Annotated in this window: 12 protein-coding genes; 7 read left to right on the top strand and 5 right to left on the bottom strand. The window is 73.5% G+C overall.

The genetic code is table 11. From position 1 onward, the window contains the following. Window positions 1–2: 2 nt before the first annotated feature. The 3 genes from OHB00_RS28320 to OHB00_RS28310 all read right to left on the bottom strand — a co-directional run bounded on the left by OHB00_RS28320 (window position 3) and on the right by OHB00_RS28310 (window position 4,224). Window positions 3–2,030, bottom strand: a complete 2,028-nt coding sequence (locus tag OHB00_RS28320; RefSeq protein WP_406438760.1) for an SPFH domain-containing protein — start codon at window positions 2,028–2,030, stop codon at window positions 3–5. An 89-nt stretch (window positions 2,031–2,119) separates the two neighbouring features. Further along, a complete protein-coding gene (locus tag OHB00_RS28315) occupies window positions 2,120–2,812 on the bottom strand; it encodes a hypothetical protein (RefSeq protein WP_406438758.1) in 693 nt (230 codons plus the stop codon). Window positions 2,813–2,973: 161 nt separating this feature from the next. Beyond that, on the bottom strand, window positions 2,974–4,224 hold the full coding sequence (locus OHB00_RS28310) for an acyltransferase family protein (RefSeq protein WP_406438756.1): 1,251 nt from the start codon (window positions 4,222–4,224) through the stop codon (window positions 2,974–2,976). Window positions 4,225–4,407: 183 nt separating this feature from the next. On the opposite strand from OHB00_RS28310, the gene OHB00_RS28305 reads away from it, so the two are divergent. The 5 genes from OHB00_RS28305 to OHB00_RS28285 all read left to right on the top strand — a co-directional run bounded on the left by OHB00_RS28305 (window position 4,408) and on the right by OHB00_RS28285 (window position 12,799). Beyond that, on the top strand, window positions 4,408–5,067 hold the full coding sequence (locus OHB00_RS28305) for a zinc ribbon domain-containing protein (protein ID WP_406438755.1): 660 nt from the start codon (window positions 4,408–4,410) through the stop codon (window positions 5,065–5,067). Between the two features lie 426 nt (window positions 5,068–5,493). Continuing rightward, window positions 5,494–6,690 carry a permease gene (locus OHB00_RS28300; RefSeq protein WP_406438753.1) on the top strand — a complete coding sequence of 399 codons (1,197 nt, stop codon included), beginning with the start codon at window positions 5,494–5,496 and terminating at the stop codon, window positions 6,688–6,690. Window positions 6,691–6,767: 77 nt separating this feature from the next. Next, window positions 6,768–7,601: a class I SAM-dependent methyltransferase gene (locus tag OHB00_RS28295; RefSeq protein WP_406438751.1), complete on the top strand. Its 834-nt coding sequence runs from the start codon at window positions 6,768–6,770 to the stop codon at window positions 7,599–7,601. A 287-nt stretch (window positions 7,602–7,888) separates the two neighbouring features. Continuing rightward, window positions 7,889–9,487 (top strand): adenosine deaminase, encoded by a 1,599-nt coding sequence (locus OHB00_RS28290; RefSeq protein ID WP_406446011.1) that lies wholly within the window; start codon window positions 7,889–7,891, stop codon window positions 9,485–9,487. A 132-nt stretch (window positions 9,488–9,619) separates the two neighbouring features. Then, window positions 9,620–12,799, top strand: a complete 3,180-nt coding sequence (locus OHB00_RS28285; RefSeq protein ID WP_406438749.1) for an ATP-binding protein — start codon at window positions 9,620–9,622, stop codon at window positions 12,797–12,799. Here OHB00_RS28285 and OHB00_RS28280 read toward each other — a convergent pair. Both OHB00_RS28280 and OHB00_RS28275 read right to left on the bottom strand, forming a co-directional pair. After that, on the bottom strand, window positions 12,777–13,571 hold the full coding sequence (locus tag OHB00_RS28280; protein ID WP_406438747.1) for an ABC transporter permease: 795 nt from the start codon (window positions 13,569–13,571) through the stop codon (window positions 12,777–12,779). The two genes, OHB00_RS28285 and OHB00_RS28280, sit on opposite strands and share 23 nt — an antisense overlap. Further along, on the bottom strand, window positions 13,568–14,587 hold the full coding sequence (locus OHB00_RS28275) for an ATP-binding cassette domain-containing protein (RefSeq protein WP_406438745.1): 1,020 nt from the start codon (window positions 14,585–14,587) through the stop codon (window positions 13,568–13,570). The genes OHB00_RS28280 and OHB00_RS28275 overlap by 4 nt, the downstream gene beginning before the upstream one ends. 133 nt (window positions 14,588–14,720) lie before the next feature. Between OHB00_RS28275 and OHB00_RS28270 the strand changes: the two genes are divergently transcribed. Both OHB00_RS28270 and OHB00_RS28265 read left to right on the top strand, forming a co-directional pair. Beyond that, window positions 14,721–15,704 carry a sulfite exporter TauE/SafE family protein gene (locus OHB00_RS28270; RefSeq protein ID WP_406438743.1) on the top strand — a complete coding sequence of 328 codons (984 nt, stop codon included), beginning with the start codon at window positions 14,721–14,723 and terminating at the stop codon, window positions 15,702–15,704. Between the two features lie 10 nt (window positions 15,705–15,714). Then, on the top strand, window positions 15,715–16,083 hold the full coding sequence (locus OHB00_RS28265; protein ID WP_406438741.1) for a peptidoglycan-binding protein: 369 nt from the start codon (window positions 15,715–15,717) through the stop codon (window positions 16,081–16,083). Window positions 16,084–16,124 lie beyond the last annotated feature (41 nt).

Raw genomic sequence — 16,124 nt, 5'->3', positions numbered from 1 at the left:
CGCTACTTGGCAGTGCCGTTGGCGAGCTGCACCGGGTCGGCCGGGACGGTGTTGCCGTCCGTCTGGCCGCCGAGCAGCTTCATCAGCAGGGCCAGGTTCCACGGGCCGCCCGCTGCCAGGCCGCGCAGCACCTCCGTCGCGTCGTCGCTGAAGCTCTTCTCGCCGTTCAGCCAGTCCGCCCCGAGGGCCTGCATCGTCTGGGAGCCCTGCACCGCGCCGTCGACGGCCTTGCCGAAGGACACCGCGCCGACCAGCCGCTCCAGGAACACGCTGTCGCCGCCGACGATGTCGATGTCAGCGCTCTCCAGGCCGGCGGCCAGCACCGCCGCCTGGGCCTCCGCCACCTTGCTCTGGACCTCCAGCGCGGCCATCCGGACCTCCTTGTCCGCGGCCAGGCGCAGCCGGAACTCCTCGTGGCCCCGGGACACCTCGTCCAGCGCGGCCATCGCCGCCGCCTTCTCCTTGAGACCGGCGGCCTCGCCGAGCAGCCGCTCCCGGATGCCCACTGCCTCCGCGTTCGCCTTGCTCTTGGCGACCGCGGCCTCGGCGAGCCCGACCTTCTCGACGGCCGCCGCCTTCTCCTTCAGGCCGGCGGCCTCGCCCTCCAGCCGGGCCCGCACGCCGGCCGCCTCCGCCATGGCCTGCCGCTCGGCCACCTCGGCCTGGGCCAGTCCGGCCGCCCCGGCGAGGGCGCGTTCGCCCTCCGCCCGGCGCACGTTGGCGGCGGCCTCCAGCTCCGCGCGCTTCTGCCCGGCCTCGGCCAGCACCAGCTGCTCCTTCGCCCGCAGGTGTGCGGCCTGCTCGGCGGCCTCGGCCGCCTTGATGTCCTTGACCAGCTGCTCCTGCGCCTCCGCCTCGGCGGCGATGATCACGGTCTGCCGGGTGCGCTCGGCCTCCTGCACCACCCGGACCCGCTTGATCTCCTCTTCCTGCTCCGCGACCGTGCGGTCCACCGCGATGCGCTCACGCACCACGTCGGCCACGCTCCGGCGCTCCACCTCGACCTGCTTGTCCTTCTCGGCCCTGGCGAGTTCCACCTCCCGCTCCCGGTTGACGACCTCCAGCAGCCGGTCCTTCTCGATGCGCTCGCTCTCCACCGCGAGGACCCGTTCCCGGTTCTTCTCGGCGACCGCGATCTCCCGCACCTGGTTCTCCCGCTGGACGCCGAGCAGTTCCTCGGTCCGCAGCAGCGCGCCGTGCGCCTTGAGCCGCTCCTCCTCCTGGACCTGCGCGGTGGCCGCCTCCTCCTGCGCGCGCAGGGTCTCGATCCCCTTGCGCTGCCGGATCTCCGCTTCCGCGCGCCGCCGTTCCAGCTCCAGCACGGCCTCGCGCGCGTCCACGTTCTGGCGGGTGATCTCCATCTCCTCGTTGCGCTGGAAGTCGTTGGTGCGGATGTGCTCCAGCGCCGTCAGTTCGGTGATCTTCCGGATGCCCTGGGCGTCCAGGATGTTGGACGCGTCGAGCTGCTCCAGCGGGGTCTGCTCCAGGTGGTCGATCGCGGCGTCTTCCAGGTGGTAGCCGTTCAGATCGGTGCCTATGGCCGCGACGATGCGGTCCCTGAACTCCTCGCGCTTGGTGTAGAGGTCGGCGAAGTCGAGCTGCTTGCCCACCGTCCGCAGCGCCTCGGCGAACTTCGCGCTGAACAGGTTCTGGAGGGTCTCCTGATGGCTGGCCCGCTCCGTGCCGATCGCCTGGGCCACCTTGACGACGTCCTCCACCGTCTTGTTGACCCGGACGAAGAACGTGATCTGGATGTCGGCGCGGATGTTGTCCTTGCAGATCATGCCCTCCCGCCCGGTGCGGGAGATCTCGATGGTCTTCACCGAGATGTCCATGACCTCCGCCCGGTGCAGCATCGGCAGCACCAGGGCGCCGGTGAAGGTGACATCGACGCTCTTGGGCCGGGAGACGATCAGCGCCTCGCCCTGGACCACCTTGCGGAACAGCCGGCCGAAGAGCAGCAGCGTGCCCAGGCCGATGAGCAGCAGGACGGCGACGAGTACGCCGATTCCGATAGTGACGACAGACATGGCGGTTCCCTTGGACGACCTTGCCGTGGATGGATGAGTGAACGACGGGCGCGCCGAACGCCCTGACGAACGGGCGACGTGAGGTGGCGTCAGCCGGTGGCCGGCAGGGCGGGCATGACCCAGAAGTACTCGCCGGTGTCGTCGTAGTCGTAGATGAGCGCCGACGCTCCGGCGCGGAGCACGCCCCCCGGCCCTGCCGCGTCATCGAGGCTCTGCCGGACCTGTACGACGGCGGAGGAACCGTCGGCCGCACGGACCTCGGCCTGCCCGAAGTCGGGGCCGACCCGTCCGGTGCGGATCACGCAGCCGAGACCGACGAAGTCCCGGCGCGACGGCGGCGGGGCGGGGGCCGGCATCAGCCGCCGCAGGGGCCACGCCAGCACCCGCGCTCCCGCCCACCCGCCGGCCAGGGCGACCGGCAGCAGGACTCCCCCGTGTCCGCTGCCGAGCACGACCCGGCCGCTGAGCGCGCCGAACCAGGCGAAGGCGACCACCAGCGACACCGCCACGGTGATCGGCACTCCGCCGAGGCCCAGCACCTTCCGCAGCCCCCCGTGGCCAAGGTGCCCCCCGCCGTGCCCGTGCCCCCCGCCACGTCCGTGCGCGTGGCCGTGCCCAGGCGTGTTCGCGGGCCCGTGCCCGTGCCCGTGATGCCCACCGCGCGCGCCATGGAAGTGGGCGCCCCCCAGGAGCACCAGCAGCCAGTAGACCGCCACCACGACGAGCGCGAAGGTGAAGACCACGGTCGGAAACGCCGTGACCGCCCCCAGAAAGTCACCCACTGCGCTCGCCCGCCTCTGCAGATCCCCCGGCGGCCACGCTTCGTGTGCCGCACGCGCAAGGGTGACACCGTGGTGACGGCCGCGCAGTGCATGATCCCGGAAGTCTCGGCGGCCTTTTCACGTCCCGGATCAGCTCACACCGCTCGACGCCGGGACGCTGGTCACAGGGCCGGTGTTGCCGCGGCGGCGACCGCCGGTTCCGGGCGGCGCACAAGGATCCGGCTGCGTCGCAGCAGGGGCCGTTCGACGAGGGCGTACGAGGCGAGGGCCGCGACGAGTGTCGCAGCGAGGCCGGCGGGGAGGAGCCGGTCACCGCGCACACCGAGGTCGGAGAGCAGCCGGATGACGGGGTAGTGCCACAGGTACATCCCGTAGCTGAGGTTGCGCCCGATCCAGACCGGCACCGCCGGTGACAGCAGACGTGAGGGCCACGCCTGGGGGCACAGCTCAAGAGCGGCCACCACACAGGCCGACAGCACGGCGGCGGCCAGGAACCCGGCCGTGTACCAGAGGGGACGCCACCCGCTCGCCTCGGTGATCGGGATCCGCCAGGCGATCAGTGCCAGCAGCGCGAGGGCGGGCCCGCAGAGCCGTCCCGCCCAGCGGCGCAGCAGTGCCAGGCGGGGGTCGTCGGCGCGGAGCCGGGCCAGGACGAGGGCCAGCAGAGCGCCGACGAGGAGCTGGTCGGCGCGGGTGTCGGGGCCGTTGTAGATGCGGTGCGCCGCCGTGGGATCCCAGAGCACCGTCCGCCAGAGCACCGGCAGGACGCACAGCGCCGCGACCCAGCCCAGCACCGCCCGCGCCGTCGCGTGCCTCAGCAGCGCCAGCAGCAGGATCGGCCAGACCAGGTAGAACTGCTCCTCCACCCCCAGGGACCAGGTGTGGCCGAGGGGCGCGGTGAGATCCGAGTACGTCCCGGGGTCCGCGGCCCGTACGAGATTGACCACCGAACCCGCGGCCAGCGCCGCCGTCACCCACGCCCCGTCGAACAGCGGCAACGGGAACGCGACGGCCAGCAGGGCGGCAACCACGCACATCACCAGCAGGGCCGGCATCAGCCGCCGCCACCGCCGCCGGTAGAACGACCAGAGCCCGATCCGGCCGGTACGGGCGTACTCGGCGACCAGCAGCCGGGTGATGACGAAACCGCTGATGGTGAAGAACACGTCCACGCCCACCGAGCCGCCGGGTACCAGGTGCGGCTCCACGTGGTACACGATCACCAGCACCACCGCGACCGTGCGCAGCCCGTCCAGCCCCGCCACCCGCCCCCCACCGCGCAGCGCCGAGGCGAAGGCCCGCCCGCCGCCTCTGGGCCCGTCCGCCGACGAGGGGACGGCCTCAGGGGCCGCTCGCGCGTCCGGGCGCTGCTCCGCGGTCTCGGCCGCCGTGCTCCGATAGAGGGTGCTCATGAAATCGGCGCCTGCCCAGACGCGGCCGAATCACACGGACTCCACCACTGACCGGCTTCGGGATCCGGCTTTCGGGCGGTTCCGACCACATGGCCTGAACTCCGCGCCTTTGGCCAGAACCAGTACCGTTTCCCCAGCGTCGTACGGCATGTGTGCCGATGGCCCGAACTGTGGGGGGACCACATGAGCGCCGAGATCTACTTCAGCAACAACTACCGGGACCTGTGCGAGCGCAACGGGACCGGTGCCGGGTTCCAGTTCGAGTTCTCCTGCTCGCGCTGTTACGACACCTGGCGCTCGCCGTTCGAACCGTACGCCGGAGAGCGGGCCGCCACCTGGCTCCGCAAGGGCGTCGACGTGGCCTGGGGGCTGCTCGGCCGTACCGGTACCGGGCTGACGTCGGCGGCCGACGGCCTGGCGGGGGCCGGCTACGGGCGCGCCCGCGACGAGGCGTTCCAGCGGGCGATCAGCAACGCGCAGGGGCACTTCAACCGCTGCGCGCGCTGCACCGACTACGTGTGCGGCCGCTGCTGGAACGCGGCGCAGGGGCTGTGTCTGCGCTGCGCTCCGGACACGGCGGCCGAGGCGATGGCGGCCCAGCAGCGCGGCCTCAACGACATGGCCTCGCAGCGGGCGTACGCGGCGGGGCAGCAGGCCGGGCAGGGCTACGACCCCCACACACCCCGCCAGTTGGTCTGCCCGCACTGCCGGACCGAGACGCACGGCGCCGCCTTCTGCCCGGGCTGCGGGCATCAACTGGCCCAGTCCGCACGGTGTTCCTCGTGCTCCGCGGTGGTGCCGGACGGGGCGGCCTTCTGTCCGGGATGCGGCTCACGCAGGTAGCGGCCCGGTCCATCGGCCGCCCACGTCAGCCCGGTGCCGGCACGGGCCGGGCAGCGGGAGCGGCGGCGCGGCCCGCCCGCGGCGCGACCGTGGCCAGACCATGCGACTCCCCCCGAGACCCCTCACAGCCGAGGCAACCGAGGCAACCGAGGCAGCCGAGGCAGCTGATGCCGGTGATGCGGTCGACACGGCTGATCCGCCCGCGGCGGTGGACGGCCCGCCGTACCCGGAAGGCAGCGGGAGTCCACGGCCACGAACACCGGCCTCGACCGAGTGCAGAAGCCGCGTACGGACGGCCGGGTACGGCGGGCCGGAGGGGGGTACCAGCTACCACCCGGACCCCGTGGCGCCCCTGAATCCCTGGACCTCATACCCTACGGGGGTATATAAACTGATCGTCGCGGTCGGCTGCGAAAGGTGGACACCATGCATGCGGTCGGGCACGCGCTCTCCATCGCCGGGTCGATGACCTGGGAGATCACCTGGGCGCTGATCCTCGGCTTCGCGCTCTCCGCGGTCGTGCAGGCCGTGGTGCGCCGGGAGACGGTCGTACGGCTGCTCGGGGACGACCGGCCCCGTACGCTCACGCTGTCCGCGGGGCTCGGCGCCGCCTCCTCGTCCTGCTCCTACGCCGCCGTCGCCCTCGCCCGCTCCCTGTTCCGCAAGGGCGCGGACTTCACCGCGGCCATGGCCTTCGAGATCGCCTCCACCAACCTCGTGATCGAACTGGGCGTCATCCTCGCCCTGCTGATGGGCTGGCAGTTCACCGCCGCGGAGTTCGTCGGCGGCCCGATCATGATCGTCGTCCTCGCCGTGCTGTTCCGCGTCCTGCTGCGGGAGCGGCTGCTGCGCCGGGCGCGGGAGCAGGCCGAGCGCGGAGTGGCGGGCTCCATGGAGGGGCACGCGGCGATGGACATGTCCGTCGGCGGCGAGGGCGGTTTCGTACGCCGGCTGCTCTCCCGGAACGGGTTCACGTCCGTCTCCCACATCTTCGTCATGGAGTGGGCGGCGATCCTGCGCGACCTGGTGGCGGGGCTGCTGATCGCCGGGGCGATCGCCGCCTGGGTGCCGGACGACTTCTGGCAGAGCCTCTTCCTGGCCGGCCACCCGCTCGCGGCCAAGCTGACCGGGCCGCTGATCGGGCCGCTGGTGGCCATCGCCTCGTTCGTCTGCTCCATCGGCAACGTGCCGCTGGCGGTGGTGCTCTGGAAGGGCGGCATCAGCTTCGGCGGCGTCATCGCGTTCATCTACGCCGACCTGCTGATCCTGCCGATCCTGAACATCTACCGGAAGTACTACGGCACCCGGATGACCCTGTTCCTGCTGGGCACCTTCTACGCCTCGATGGTGGTGGCCGGCTATGCCGTGGAGCTCGTCTTCGGGGGCCTGGGGCTGATCCCCGACCAGGCCGACGCGAAGATCCCCGACGAGGGGATCAGCTGGAACTACACCACCTGGCTCAACATCGCCTTCCTGCTGCTGGCCGCCGCGCTGATCGTACGGTTCCTGCGTACCGGCGGCCCGGCGATGCTGCGGATGATGAGCGGTTCGCCGGACGGGGACGAGCAGCAGGAGGGGCACGAACACGGCCACGGTCACATGCACGGCGAGCACAGTCCCTGAGCCCGCGCGGACTGAGCGGGCGTGAACCGGGGGAGAACGTCCGGGTCGGGCACACCCGCCGTCGAGAAGGAGCTCACGTGGACCGCAGCCGCGACCTCGCCGTGGCGCCCGCCGTGCGTGCCGTCTACGGGCCCCAGGACCTGAGCTCCGCACCGGCGTTCGCGGGCGGGTTCATCAACTTCGGCCACTGGGCCGGGATCCCGCTCGACCGTCCGCTGACCGTCGAGGACCGGGTCCGCAGCCAGCGCGACCTCTACCGGCACGTGCTGGGCACCCTCGACGGGGCGGACGCCCACGCGGTCGAGGTCGGCTGCGGGCTGGGGATCGGCGCCGCGCTCGCGCTGGAGGAGTTCGGTTTCGCCGCCGTGACCGGTCTGGACATCCACCCCGAGCAACTGGAGCGGGCCCGCCGGGCCAACGCCACGCTGCTCGCCCGCGCGCCGGAGCGGCTCGGTTTCGCACACGGGGCGGCGGAGGGGATGCCGTTCGAGGACAGCGGTTTCGACCGGCTGTACTCGGTGGAGGCCGCCCAGCACTTCCGTGACCTGGCCGCGTTCGCCCGGGAGGCCGCGCGGGTGCTGCGGCCCGGCGGCCGGCTGGCCGTCACCAGCTTCTTCCTGCCGGCCGGCGCCGAGGACGCGGGCGCCGAACTGGCCGCGCGGCTGGAGAGCTTCGCGTCCGGCCTGGACCTGGCCCACCCGCTGGTGTCCCTGCTCGACGCCCTCGGCTCCGCCGGTCTGACCGGTGTACGGGCCGAGTCGATCGGCGACCATGTCTGGCCGGGCCTGGACCATTTCCTCGCCGGTGTCGAGATGCCCGTGCGGTGGCCGCGCAACTTCCTGCCGGCGTATCGCGACGGCCTGCTGGACTACTACGTCGTCACGGCGGACCGCCCGCTGTCCGACGCCTGACCCGCGGCCCTCGGGCGGGCCCCTCGCACCGGCTGCGCCCGCTCGGGTGGCTCTGCGGTGCGTGCCGCGTGGCTGTCCGGTCGCGGCCGGACCGACTTGATGATCATCGGTCCGTGACGACCCACGACGGCGCCCGCACCGCCGGCCACCCCCGCCGCACGGCGCCCGCCGACGCAGCCACCCCCCGCCGCACCGCGCCCGCCGACGCAGCCACCCCCCGCCGCACCGCGCCCGCCCTCGCAGCCACCCCCCGCCGCACGCCCGTCGCCCGCACTCCCGCCCGCCCCCTGGCCGCCGCCCGGGCCCTGCTCTGTTGCTGCCTGCTGACCGTGCTGACCTGTCTGTCAGCCGCGCCGCCCGCGGCCGCCCTCCCGCGACCCCGCGCGCTCCCTCGCCCCTCGACGGACGCCGAAGCCCGCACCGACGCCTACCTGACGTCGCTGCGGACGGCGGCCCCGGACGCCCCCCGGGCGCTGCGCAGGTTCTTTCTGCAGCTGCCCAAGGGCGGCGACCTGCACAACCACCTCTTCGGTGCGGTCAGGACCGAGTACCTGATCGCGCTCGCCGCCGGGGACGGGCTGTGTGTCGACACCGCGACGCTGACCGCCGTCGTACCGCCCTGCGGTCCCGGTACCCGGCCGGCCGCCGACGCCCGCAGCGACCCCGGCTTCCGCGAGGCGATCCTGGGGGCCTGGTCCATGCGGGACTTCCCGCCCGACCGGAGCGGCCACGACCACTTCTTCGCCACGTTCGAGAAGTTCGGGCTGGTGGCCGCACGGCACCCGGGCAAGGTGCTCGCGGAGGTCGCCGACTCGGTCGCGGCACAGCACCAGTCCTATCTGGAGACCATGGTCGACCCGGCCTCCGACCGCGCCGAGCGGCTCGCCGGCGAGGTCGGCTGGGACCCCGACCTCGCCGCGCTGCACGCCCGGCTGATCCAGGGCGGCCGGCTCGACGAGGTGGTCGCCGCGGCGCGCAGGGCGACGGACGACGCCGACGCCGAGTTCCGGGCCGCCGCCCGCTGCGGCACCGACCGCCCCCGCCCCGGCTGCCGGCTCACCGTGCGCTTCGTCTACCAGGCCTTCCGCGGCGAGTCCCGCGAACGCGTCTTCACCGAGCTGGCCCTCGGTATGCGGCTCGCCGAACGCGACCCCCGTTTCCTCGCCGTCAGCCTCGTCCAGCCCGAGGACGGGCCCGTCGCACTGGCCGACTACACCCTCCAGATGCGCATGGTGAGGTTCCTGCACACGGTCTATCCGAGGGCCCATGTCACCCTGCACGCCGGCGAGTTGCGGCCGGGGCTGGTCCCGCCGGAGGACCTGCGGTTCCACGTCCGGCAGGCCGTCGGCATCGCCGGCGCCGAGCGCGTCGGCCACGGCGTCGACCTCCGCCACGAGGACGACTGGCAGCGGACGGCCCGGACGATGGCCGCCCGGCAGACCGCCGTGGAGGTGCCCTTCACCAGCAACGCGCAGATCCTCGGGGTGCGCGGCGCCGCCCACCCCTTCGACACCTACCGGTCGTACGGGGTGCCGGTCGTCCTGGCCACGGACGACCCCGGTGTCTCGCGCACCGACATCAGCCACGAGTACCAGTACGCCGCCGGGACCTACGGCCTGTCCTACCCGGAGCTCAAGGACCTGGCCCGCGCCTCCCTGCAGTACGCCTTCCTGCCCGGCCGGAGCCTGTGGCGGGGCAACCCCACCCGCGACGGCTACCGTCCGGTCGCCGCCTGCGCCGGGCGGCTCCCCGGCAGCGGCCGTCCGCCGGGCGCGGAGTGCCGGGCCCTGCTCGACGCCAGCCCGAAGGCCGCCGTCCAGTGGCGCGAGGAGGCGGCCTCCGTGTCCTTCGAACGGACCTTCGGCCGGGCAGCCACCCGGCCTTGAAAAGCAGGTCGCGATGCGCCGTATGTCGACTGCGGCGCCATGGTGGCTGGTCGCGCCCGCGCGGCGGTAGCCGCACATCGATACAGCCCCGCGCCTCTTTGGGGCGCTGCCGGACCCCCTTAGTCTGCACGGGTGACGACCGAGACCCCCGAGCTGATCCTGCTACCCCAAGTCGCCTGCCGCGGACGGGAGATCACCGCGCCCCGGCTGCGTGGGCTGCTGGCGCTGCTCGCGCGGGACCTGCGTACCGGCTGCAGTACGGGGCGGCTGGTGGAGGGGCTGTGGCCGGACGAGCTGCCGGAGCGGCCGGGCAAGGCGGTGCAGGTCCTGGTCTCCCGGCTCAGGTCGCAGCTGGGCGCCGAGCTGATCCTGAGCACGCCGACGGGATACCGGCTGGGGCTGGACGAGACGCGCGTCGACAGTTCCGCGCTGCTGCTGCACGAGGCGGCCGGTGCCGAGCGGGCGCGGGCGGGGGATCACGAGGGCTCCCTGGCCGAGGCCGAGGCCGGGCTGGCGCTGTGGGACGGGAGCGTGGCCGCCGGGGCGGACGAGGAGCTGCACGACCCGGTGGCGGCACTGCGGACCGAGCGGGTGCGGGCGTACCGGGCGCTGGTGCGCTCCCACGCCCTCGCGCTCGCCCGGCTGGGACGGCGGGCGGAGGCCACCGCGCCGCTGGCCGAGCTGCACCGGGAGCTGCCCCGGGACGAGGAGGTGCTGGCGGAGCTGCTGCGCTGCGAGGCCGCCGGTGCCGGGCGGGCCGCGGCGCTCACCCGGTACGACGGCTACCGGCGCCGGCTCCGGGACGAGCTGGGAAGTGATCCGGGGGCCGGACTCCGTGCCGTCCACCAGGAGTTGCTGCGCGCGGACGCGGCGCCGGTCCGGCACGGGGTGCCGCACGAACCGAACCCGCTGCTGGGGCGGGACGCCGACATCGCCGCCGTGGCCGGGCTGCTGCGCGGCGCCCGGGTGGTCACCGTCGTCGGTCCCGGCGGCCTGGGCAAGACCCGTCTCTCGCACGCGGTGAGCCGGGCGGTCGAACAGCCCCTCGTCCACTACGTCACCCTGGCCGGTGTCACCGACGACGACGTGGCGGACGAGGTCGCCTCGGCCGTCGGCGGCGGGGAGGGCCGCCAGCTCCCGGGCGGGGGCAAGGACACGGTGAGCGCGATCGTCGCCGCGCTGGGGCCCGGCCCCGCGCTGCTGGTCCTTGACAACTGCGAGCACGTGATCGCGGGCGCGTCCGCTCTCGTACAGGCGCTGGTGTCGCGGTCCAAGGAGCTGCGGGTGCTGGCCACCAGCCGGGCCCCGCTCGGCCTGACCTCGGAGTCCGTGTACGCGCTGCCTGAGCTGTCCCTGGCGACCTCCGTCGAGCTCTTCGCGCAGCGGGCGCGGGCCGCCCGGCCCGGTGCGGACCTGCCGGCCGACCGGGTCGCCGAGATCTGCCGGCACCTGGACGGGCTGCCGCTGGCCGTGGAGCTGGCCGCGGCCCGGGTGCGGGTGCTCTCCGTGGCCGACATCGCGCACCGGCTGCGGGACCGTTTCGCGCTGCTGCGCGGCGGCGCCCGGGACGCGCCCGAACGGCATCGCACGCTGCGGGCCGTGGTCGAGTGGAGCTGGAACCTGCTGGAGCCCGAGGGCAGGGCGGCGCTCCGCGCACTGTCGGTGTTCCCCGGGGGCTTCGACGCGGACGCGGCGGAGTGCGTGCTCGGCGACACCGGGGCCGGTGCCGGGGACGCGATGGATCTGCTGGAGCAGCTGGCCGGTCAGTCCCTGATCAAGGTCGGGGAGAGCCCGGCCGGGGTGCGCTTCCACATGCTGGAGACACTGCGGGAGTTCGGCGCCGCCCGACGGGAGGAGGCGGGTGAGACCGAGGCCGTGACCGGCCGGTTCCTCGCCTGGGCCCGGGACTTCGGTCGGGCCCACCACGCCGGGATGTACGGCACCGACGCGCCGGCCTCCTTCGACCGCATCCGTGCCGAGCAGGACAACCTCGTCCTCGCGCTGCGGCACGCCCTGGCCCGCGCCGACGGGCCGGCCACCGCCGCCGTCACCGCCGTACTGGCCTCCCTGTGGTCCGTCGGCAACAGCTACGCCCGGTTCGTCACCCTCGCCGCCGAGACCGGCGGGCCGCTGTCCCATTTCCGCCCGGGACCCGGGCACCCCGAGGACGTGGAGACGGCCCGGAGCGCGGCGGCGGTGTGCGCGGCCGGCCTCTTCATGGGCTACGGCCCGCACGCCGTACGCCAGCTCGTCACGCTGCGCCGCCTGCCGCCCGCCCCTGCGGACACCGTGCCGCGGGCCCTGGCCGCCGTGCTCTGCGCGGTCCCGGACATGCGCCCGCCGGAGTACGCACGCCTGGAGGAGCTGTGCGACGCGGGCGAGCCCCTGCTGGCGGGCCTCGCGGCGAGCGTCGCCAGCTACCTGTGGGAAGCCGCGTACGAGACGGAGCGCGCGCTGCGCTACGCCCGGCGGATGCTCGCCGCGGTGGCGCCGCTCGGCAATCCGATCACGATGCTGCTCAGCCATGGGCGGATCGGCGAGCTGTGCCTCAAGACGGAGCGCGGCGCGGAGGCGTACGACCATCTCCGGGCCGCGGACACGCTCGGTGAGGCCGGTGCCTGGTCGGACGCGATCGGGGTGCGCTACGGGCTGGTGTCCGCCTGTCTGCAGCGCGGGGAGGTCGCGGAGGCGGAGTACTGGCTGGGCCGCGCCGCCCCGGACCGGCAGCCGGAGTCCGTCGAGGCCTTCAGCCCCGAACTGCTGCAGGCCCGGGCCGAGATCGCGCTGGCCCGGGGGTTGACGGAGGTCGGCCTCGGTCTCTGGCGGCAGGCGGCGGCCGGGATCCGGGCGGCCGGCGCGCTGGCCCCGGACGACCCTTTCCTCGACTCCTGGTCCCTCCATGTGCAGGCGGCCGCGCTCGCCGCGCACGCGCAGCACGGCCGGCTGGAGCCGGTGGCCGGGCTGTCCGGGCACCTGCGGGAGCGGCTGCTCGGGATGCTGTCCGGCGACGGTCCCGCCGCCGGGGACCTGCTGGAACTGCCGGTCTACGGCTCGGTGCTGCTCGCGCTCGGGTACGCCGGGCTGGCCCGGGGCGACACGGCGGCGGTACGGCTGCTGGCGCTGGCGGAGGTGCTGCCGGTGATGCGGGACCTGCCGACCCTCTCCTCGGCCCGGTCCCGGCAGGCGGCCGGGAACGCGGACGGGGCCGCCTACGCCGACGCGAGGTCGGAGTACGCGGCCCTGGGGCGGGATCAGTTGCGGGCGGCGGCCCGGCAGGCTCTGCACGAGCTCACTGCCGGGGCTCACGGCTGAACCGCGCCTTGGACCACAGGTAGCCGAGCACGGTCAGCCCGAGTCCCCAGCCGATGGCCAGCACCGCGTTCCTCGTGCCGATCTCGCTGCCCAGCAGCAGCCCGCGCAGGGTCTCGATGAAGGGCGAGAACGGCTGGTACTCGGCGAACCAGCGGAACCAGCCCGGCATGGCGTCCACCGGCACGAACGCGCTGGACAGGAAGGGCAGCATCACCAGCGGCGTCCCGATGTTGCTGGCGCCCTCGGGGTTGGGGCTGATCAGACCGATGCCGACGGCGAGCCAGGTCAGCGCGAGGCTGACCAGGGCCATCAGCCCGGCCGCCGCGAGCCACTCCACCGGCGACGCGTCGGGCCGGAACCCGATGGCGAGTCCGATGCCCAGGACCAGGACCAGGGCCATCATCGTCTGGATCACGCTGCCGATCACGTGGCCGATCAGCACCGAGGCGCGGGAGATCGCCATCGTGCGGAACCGGGCCATGATGCCCTCGGTCATGTCGGTGCACACGGCCACCGCGGTGCCGAGCGAGGTCATGGCCACGGTCAGGAAGAGGATGCCGGGGACGAGGTAGGCGACGTACTCGGACCGGTCGGCGTGGCCGCCGGTGATGCCGGCGCTCATCACGTTGCCGAAGACGTACACGAACAGCAGCAGCAGGATGACCGGGGTGAGCAGGAGGTTCAGGGTGAGGGAGGGGTAGCGGCGGGCGTGCAGGAGGTTGCGCCGCAGCATCGTGAGGTTGTCGCGGAACGCGTAGCCGGCGGTGCTCATCGGACGGTCTCCTTCTTGTCGGTGGCGGCGGCGTTCTCGTTGCCGGTGGTGCTGGTGGTGGCCGTGGTGGCCGTGGTGGCGGTCAGGGCGAAGAACACGTCGTCCAGGTCGGGGGTGTGCACGGAGAGTTCGTCGGCCTCGATGCCGGCGGCGTCGAGCCAGTCGAGGATGGCGCGCAGCTCGCGCTGGGTGCCGCCGCTGGGGATCTGCAGGGCGAGGGCCTCGTCGTCGCGGGTGGTCTCGCGCAGCGCGGTCGCCGCCCGCTCGTACGAGCCCGGGTCGGAGAACCGCAGCCGGACGTGGCCACCCGGGACGAGCCGCTTGAGCTCCTCGGCGCTGCCCTCGGCGACGAGCCGGCCGCCGTCGAGCACCGCGATGCGGTCGGCGAGCTGGTCGGCCTCCTCCAGGTACTGGGTGGTGAGGAAGACGGTGGTGCCGCCGGAGACGAGTTCGCGGATGATCTGCCACATGGTGTGGCGGGAGCGCGGGTCGAGGCCGGTGGTCGGCTCGTCGAGGAAGATGATCCGCGGGCTGCCGACCAGGGTCATGGCGATGTCGAGCCGGCGCTTCATGCCGCCGGAGTAGGTGGAGGCGGGCCTCTTCGCGGCCTCGGTGAGGTCGAACCGCTCCAGCAGGTCGGCGGTGACCTGCCGTCCGTCCCGCTTGGACAGGTGGTGCAGGTCGGCCATGAGGAGCATGTTCTCCTCGCCGGTGATCAGTCCGTCCACGGCGGAGAACTGGCCGGTGACCCCGATCGCGGCCCGTACCTTCTGGGCCTCGGCGGTGAGGTCGTGCCCGGCGATCCGGGCCGCGCCGCCGTCGGCGCAGATGAGCGTGGACAGGATGTTCACCGCGGTGGTCTTGCCGGCGCCGTTCGGCCCGAGGAGCGAGAAGATCGTGCCGGCGGGGACGCGGATGTCGATGCCGTCGAGGACGGTCTTGTCCCCGTAGGCCTTGCGCAGCCCGGTGGCCGCGATCGCGAGTTCGGGTTCGGGTCCGTGTGTGTTCGTCGTCATGCCGCAGAGCGTGCGGCCACGGGGATTCAACCGGGCTTCAGCCCGGTTTCAGCCGGGCGGGACGGCCTCGGGGCGCTGAAACCGAGCACCTTCCCTACATTTCCCATAGGAATGGTGGCTAAGGTCCCGCTCCATGGATTCCACCGTTCCGATCGTCATCGCGGGAGCCCTGGTCGGTTTCGCCGTAGGGCTCACCGGCATGGGCGGCGGGGCGCTCATGACACCGATCATGGTCATGGTGTTCGGGGTGAACCCCACCGCGGCCATCGGCAGCGACCTGGCCGCGTCCGTCTTCATGAAGCCGTTCGGCGCGCTGGTCCACCAGCGGGCCGGCACCGTGCGCTGGGACATCGTCCGCTGGCTGCTGCCGACCGCCGTCCCCGCCGCCTTCGGCGGTGTCTTCCTGCTCCGCGCCCTGGGCGACGGCGACGACCTGCAGCAACGCGTCAAGTACGTCGTCGGTACGGCGCTGATGCTGGCCGTCGTCGGCATGCTCGCCCGCATGTGGCTCGACCGCCGCCGCGCCGCCACGGACGGCGAGGGCGGCGAGGACGGCGAGGACGCCCGTGTTCCCGTGCGGCCCGCGGCCACGCTGCTCATCGGCCTGGTGGGCGGGGTGATCGTCGGGATGACCTCGGTCGGCTCGGGCTCCCTGATCATCGTGATGCTGATGCTCGCCCACCCGCGGCTCAAGGCCAACCACCTCGTCGGTACGGACCTGGTGCAGGCCATCCCCATGGTGGCCGCCGCCGCCCTGGGCCACCTGCTCGTCGGCGACGCCGACCTGGGGCTCGCGGCCACGCTCCTGATCGGCGCGATCCCCGGGGTGCTGCTCGGCTCCCTCGTCTCCAGCCGGGTCGCGGGCTCCGCGGTGCGCTGGGCCCTGGTCGTGCTGCTCACCGGGTCCGGACTGTCGATGCTGAAGGCGTCGTCCACCGTCATCCTGCTCGGCTGCCTGGGCATGGCGCTGCTCGGCACGCTCACCGCCGTACGCGACCGGCGGGCGGCCGAGGGCTCCTCGCCGTCGCCGTCGCCGTCACGGCCGCCGGCGCCGGCGCTCGACTCGCGGGCGTTGCCGCTCGCGCGCGACCATGGGCAGAAGTCGAGTCGCTCTTGAAGGAGCGGGCATGAGACGGAACCGACTGCTCACCTCGGCCGCGGTACTGGGCGCGGCCGTCGTCCTGGGCCCGGCGGTGCCCCACACCGCGGTGGCCGCCTCCGGCCGGAACTGCTCCTACGTGGCGTCGGGCTACCGGCCGACGCTCGCGTACGGGGACACCGGAGCGGCGGTCAGGCAGGTGCAGTGCCTCAGCAACGTGTGGGGCGGGCAGCCGCCCAAGCTCGCCCCCGACGGGGTCTACGGCACGGTCACGCAGCGGAAGATCGAGTGGATCCAGACCTGCCACGGCCTGCCGGCGAGCGGCGTGGTCGAGGGCCGCACCTGGCACGTGCTGTACCACCCTGCCCTGGACTGTTACGTCCCCTACCCGTCCTGACCGCCCTCCCCGGCCCGTCGCTCCGCCTTCCCCCGCCGCCC

Source organism: Streptomyces sp. NBC_00631 (assembly GCF_045206895.1).
GTDB lineage: Bacteria > Actinomycetota > Actinomycetes > Streptomycetales > Streptomycetaceae > Streptomyces.
Note: the sequence above shows the minus strand (reverse complement) of the source record. Positions and strands in the feature narration are given on the sequence as shown.

Coding starts and splice junctions, on each gene's coding strand:
- OHB00_RS28320 (WP_406438760.1), bottom strand. CDS start 2,030: ATGTCTGTCGTCACTATCGGAATCGGCGTACTCGTCGCCGTCCTGCTG.
- OHB00_RS28310 (WP_406438756.1), bottom strand. CDS start 4,224: ATGAGCACCCTCTATCGGAGCACGGCGGCCGAGACCGCGGAGCAGCGC.
- OHB00_RS28305 (WP_406438755.1), top strand. CDS start 4,408: ATGAGCGCCGAGATCTACTTCAGCAACAACTACCGGGACCTGTGCGAG.
- OHB00_RS28300 (WP_406438753.1), top strand. CDS start 5,494: ATGCATGCGGTCGGGCACGCGCTCTCCATCGCCGGGTCGATGACCTGG.
- OHB00_RS28280 (WP_406438747.1), bottom strand. CDS start 13,571: ATGAGCACCGCCGGCTACGCGTTCCGCGACAACCTCACGATGCTGCGG.
- OHB00_RS28275 (WP_406438745.1), bottom strand. CDS start 14,587: ATGACGACGAACACACACGGACCCGAACCCGAACTCGCGATCGCGGCC.
- OHB00_RS28270 (WP_406438743.1), top strand. CDS start 14,721: ATGGATTCCACCGTTCCGATCGTCATCGCGGGAGCCCTGGTCGGTTTC.
- OHB00_RS28265 (WP_406438741.1), top strand. CDS start 15,715: ATGAGACGGAACCGACTGCTCACCTCGGCCGCGGTACTGGGCGCGGCC.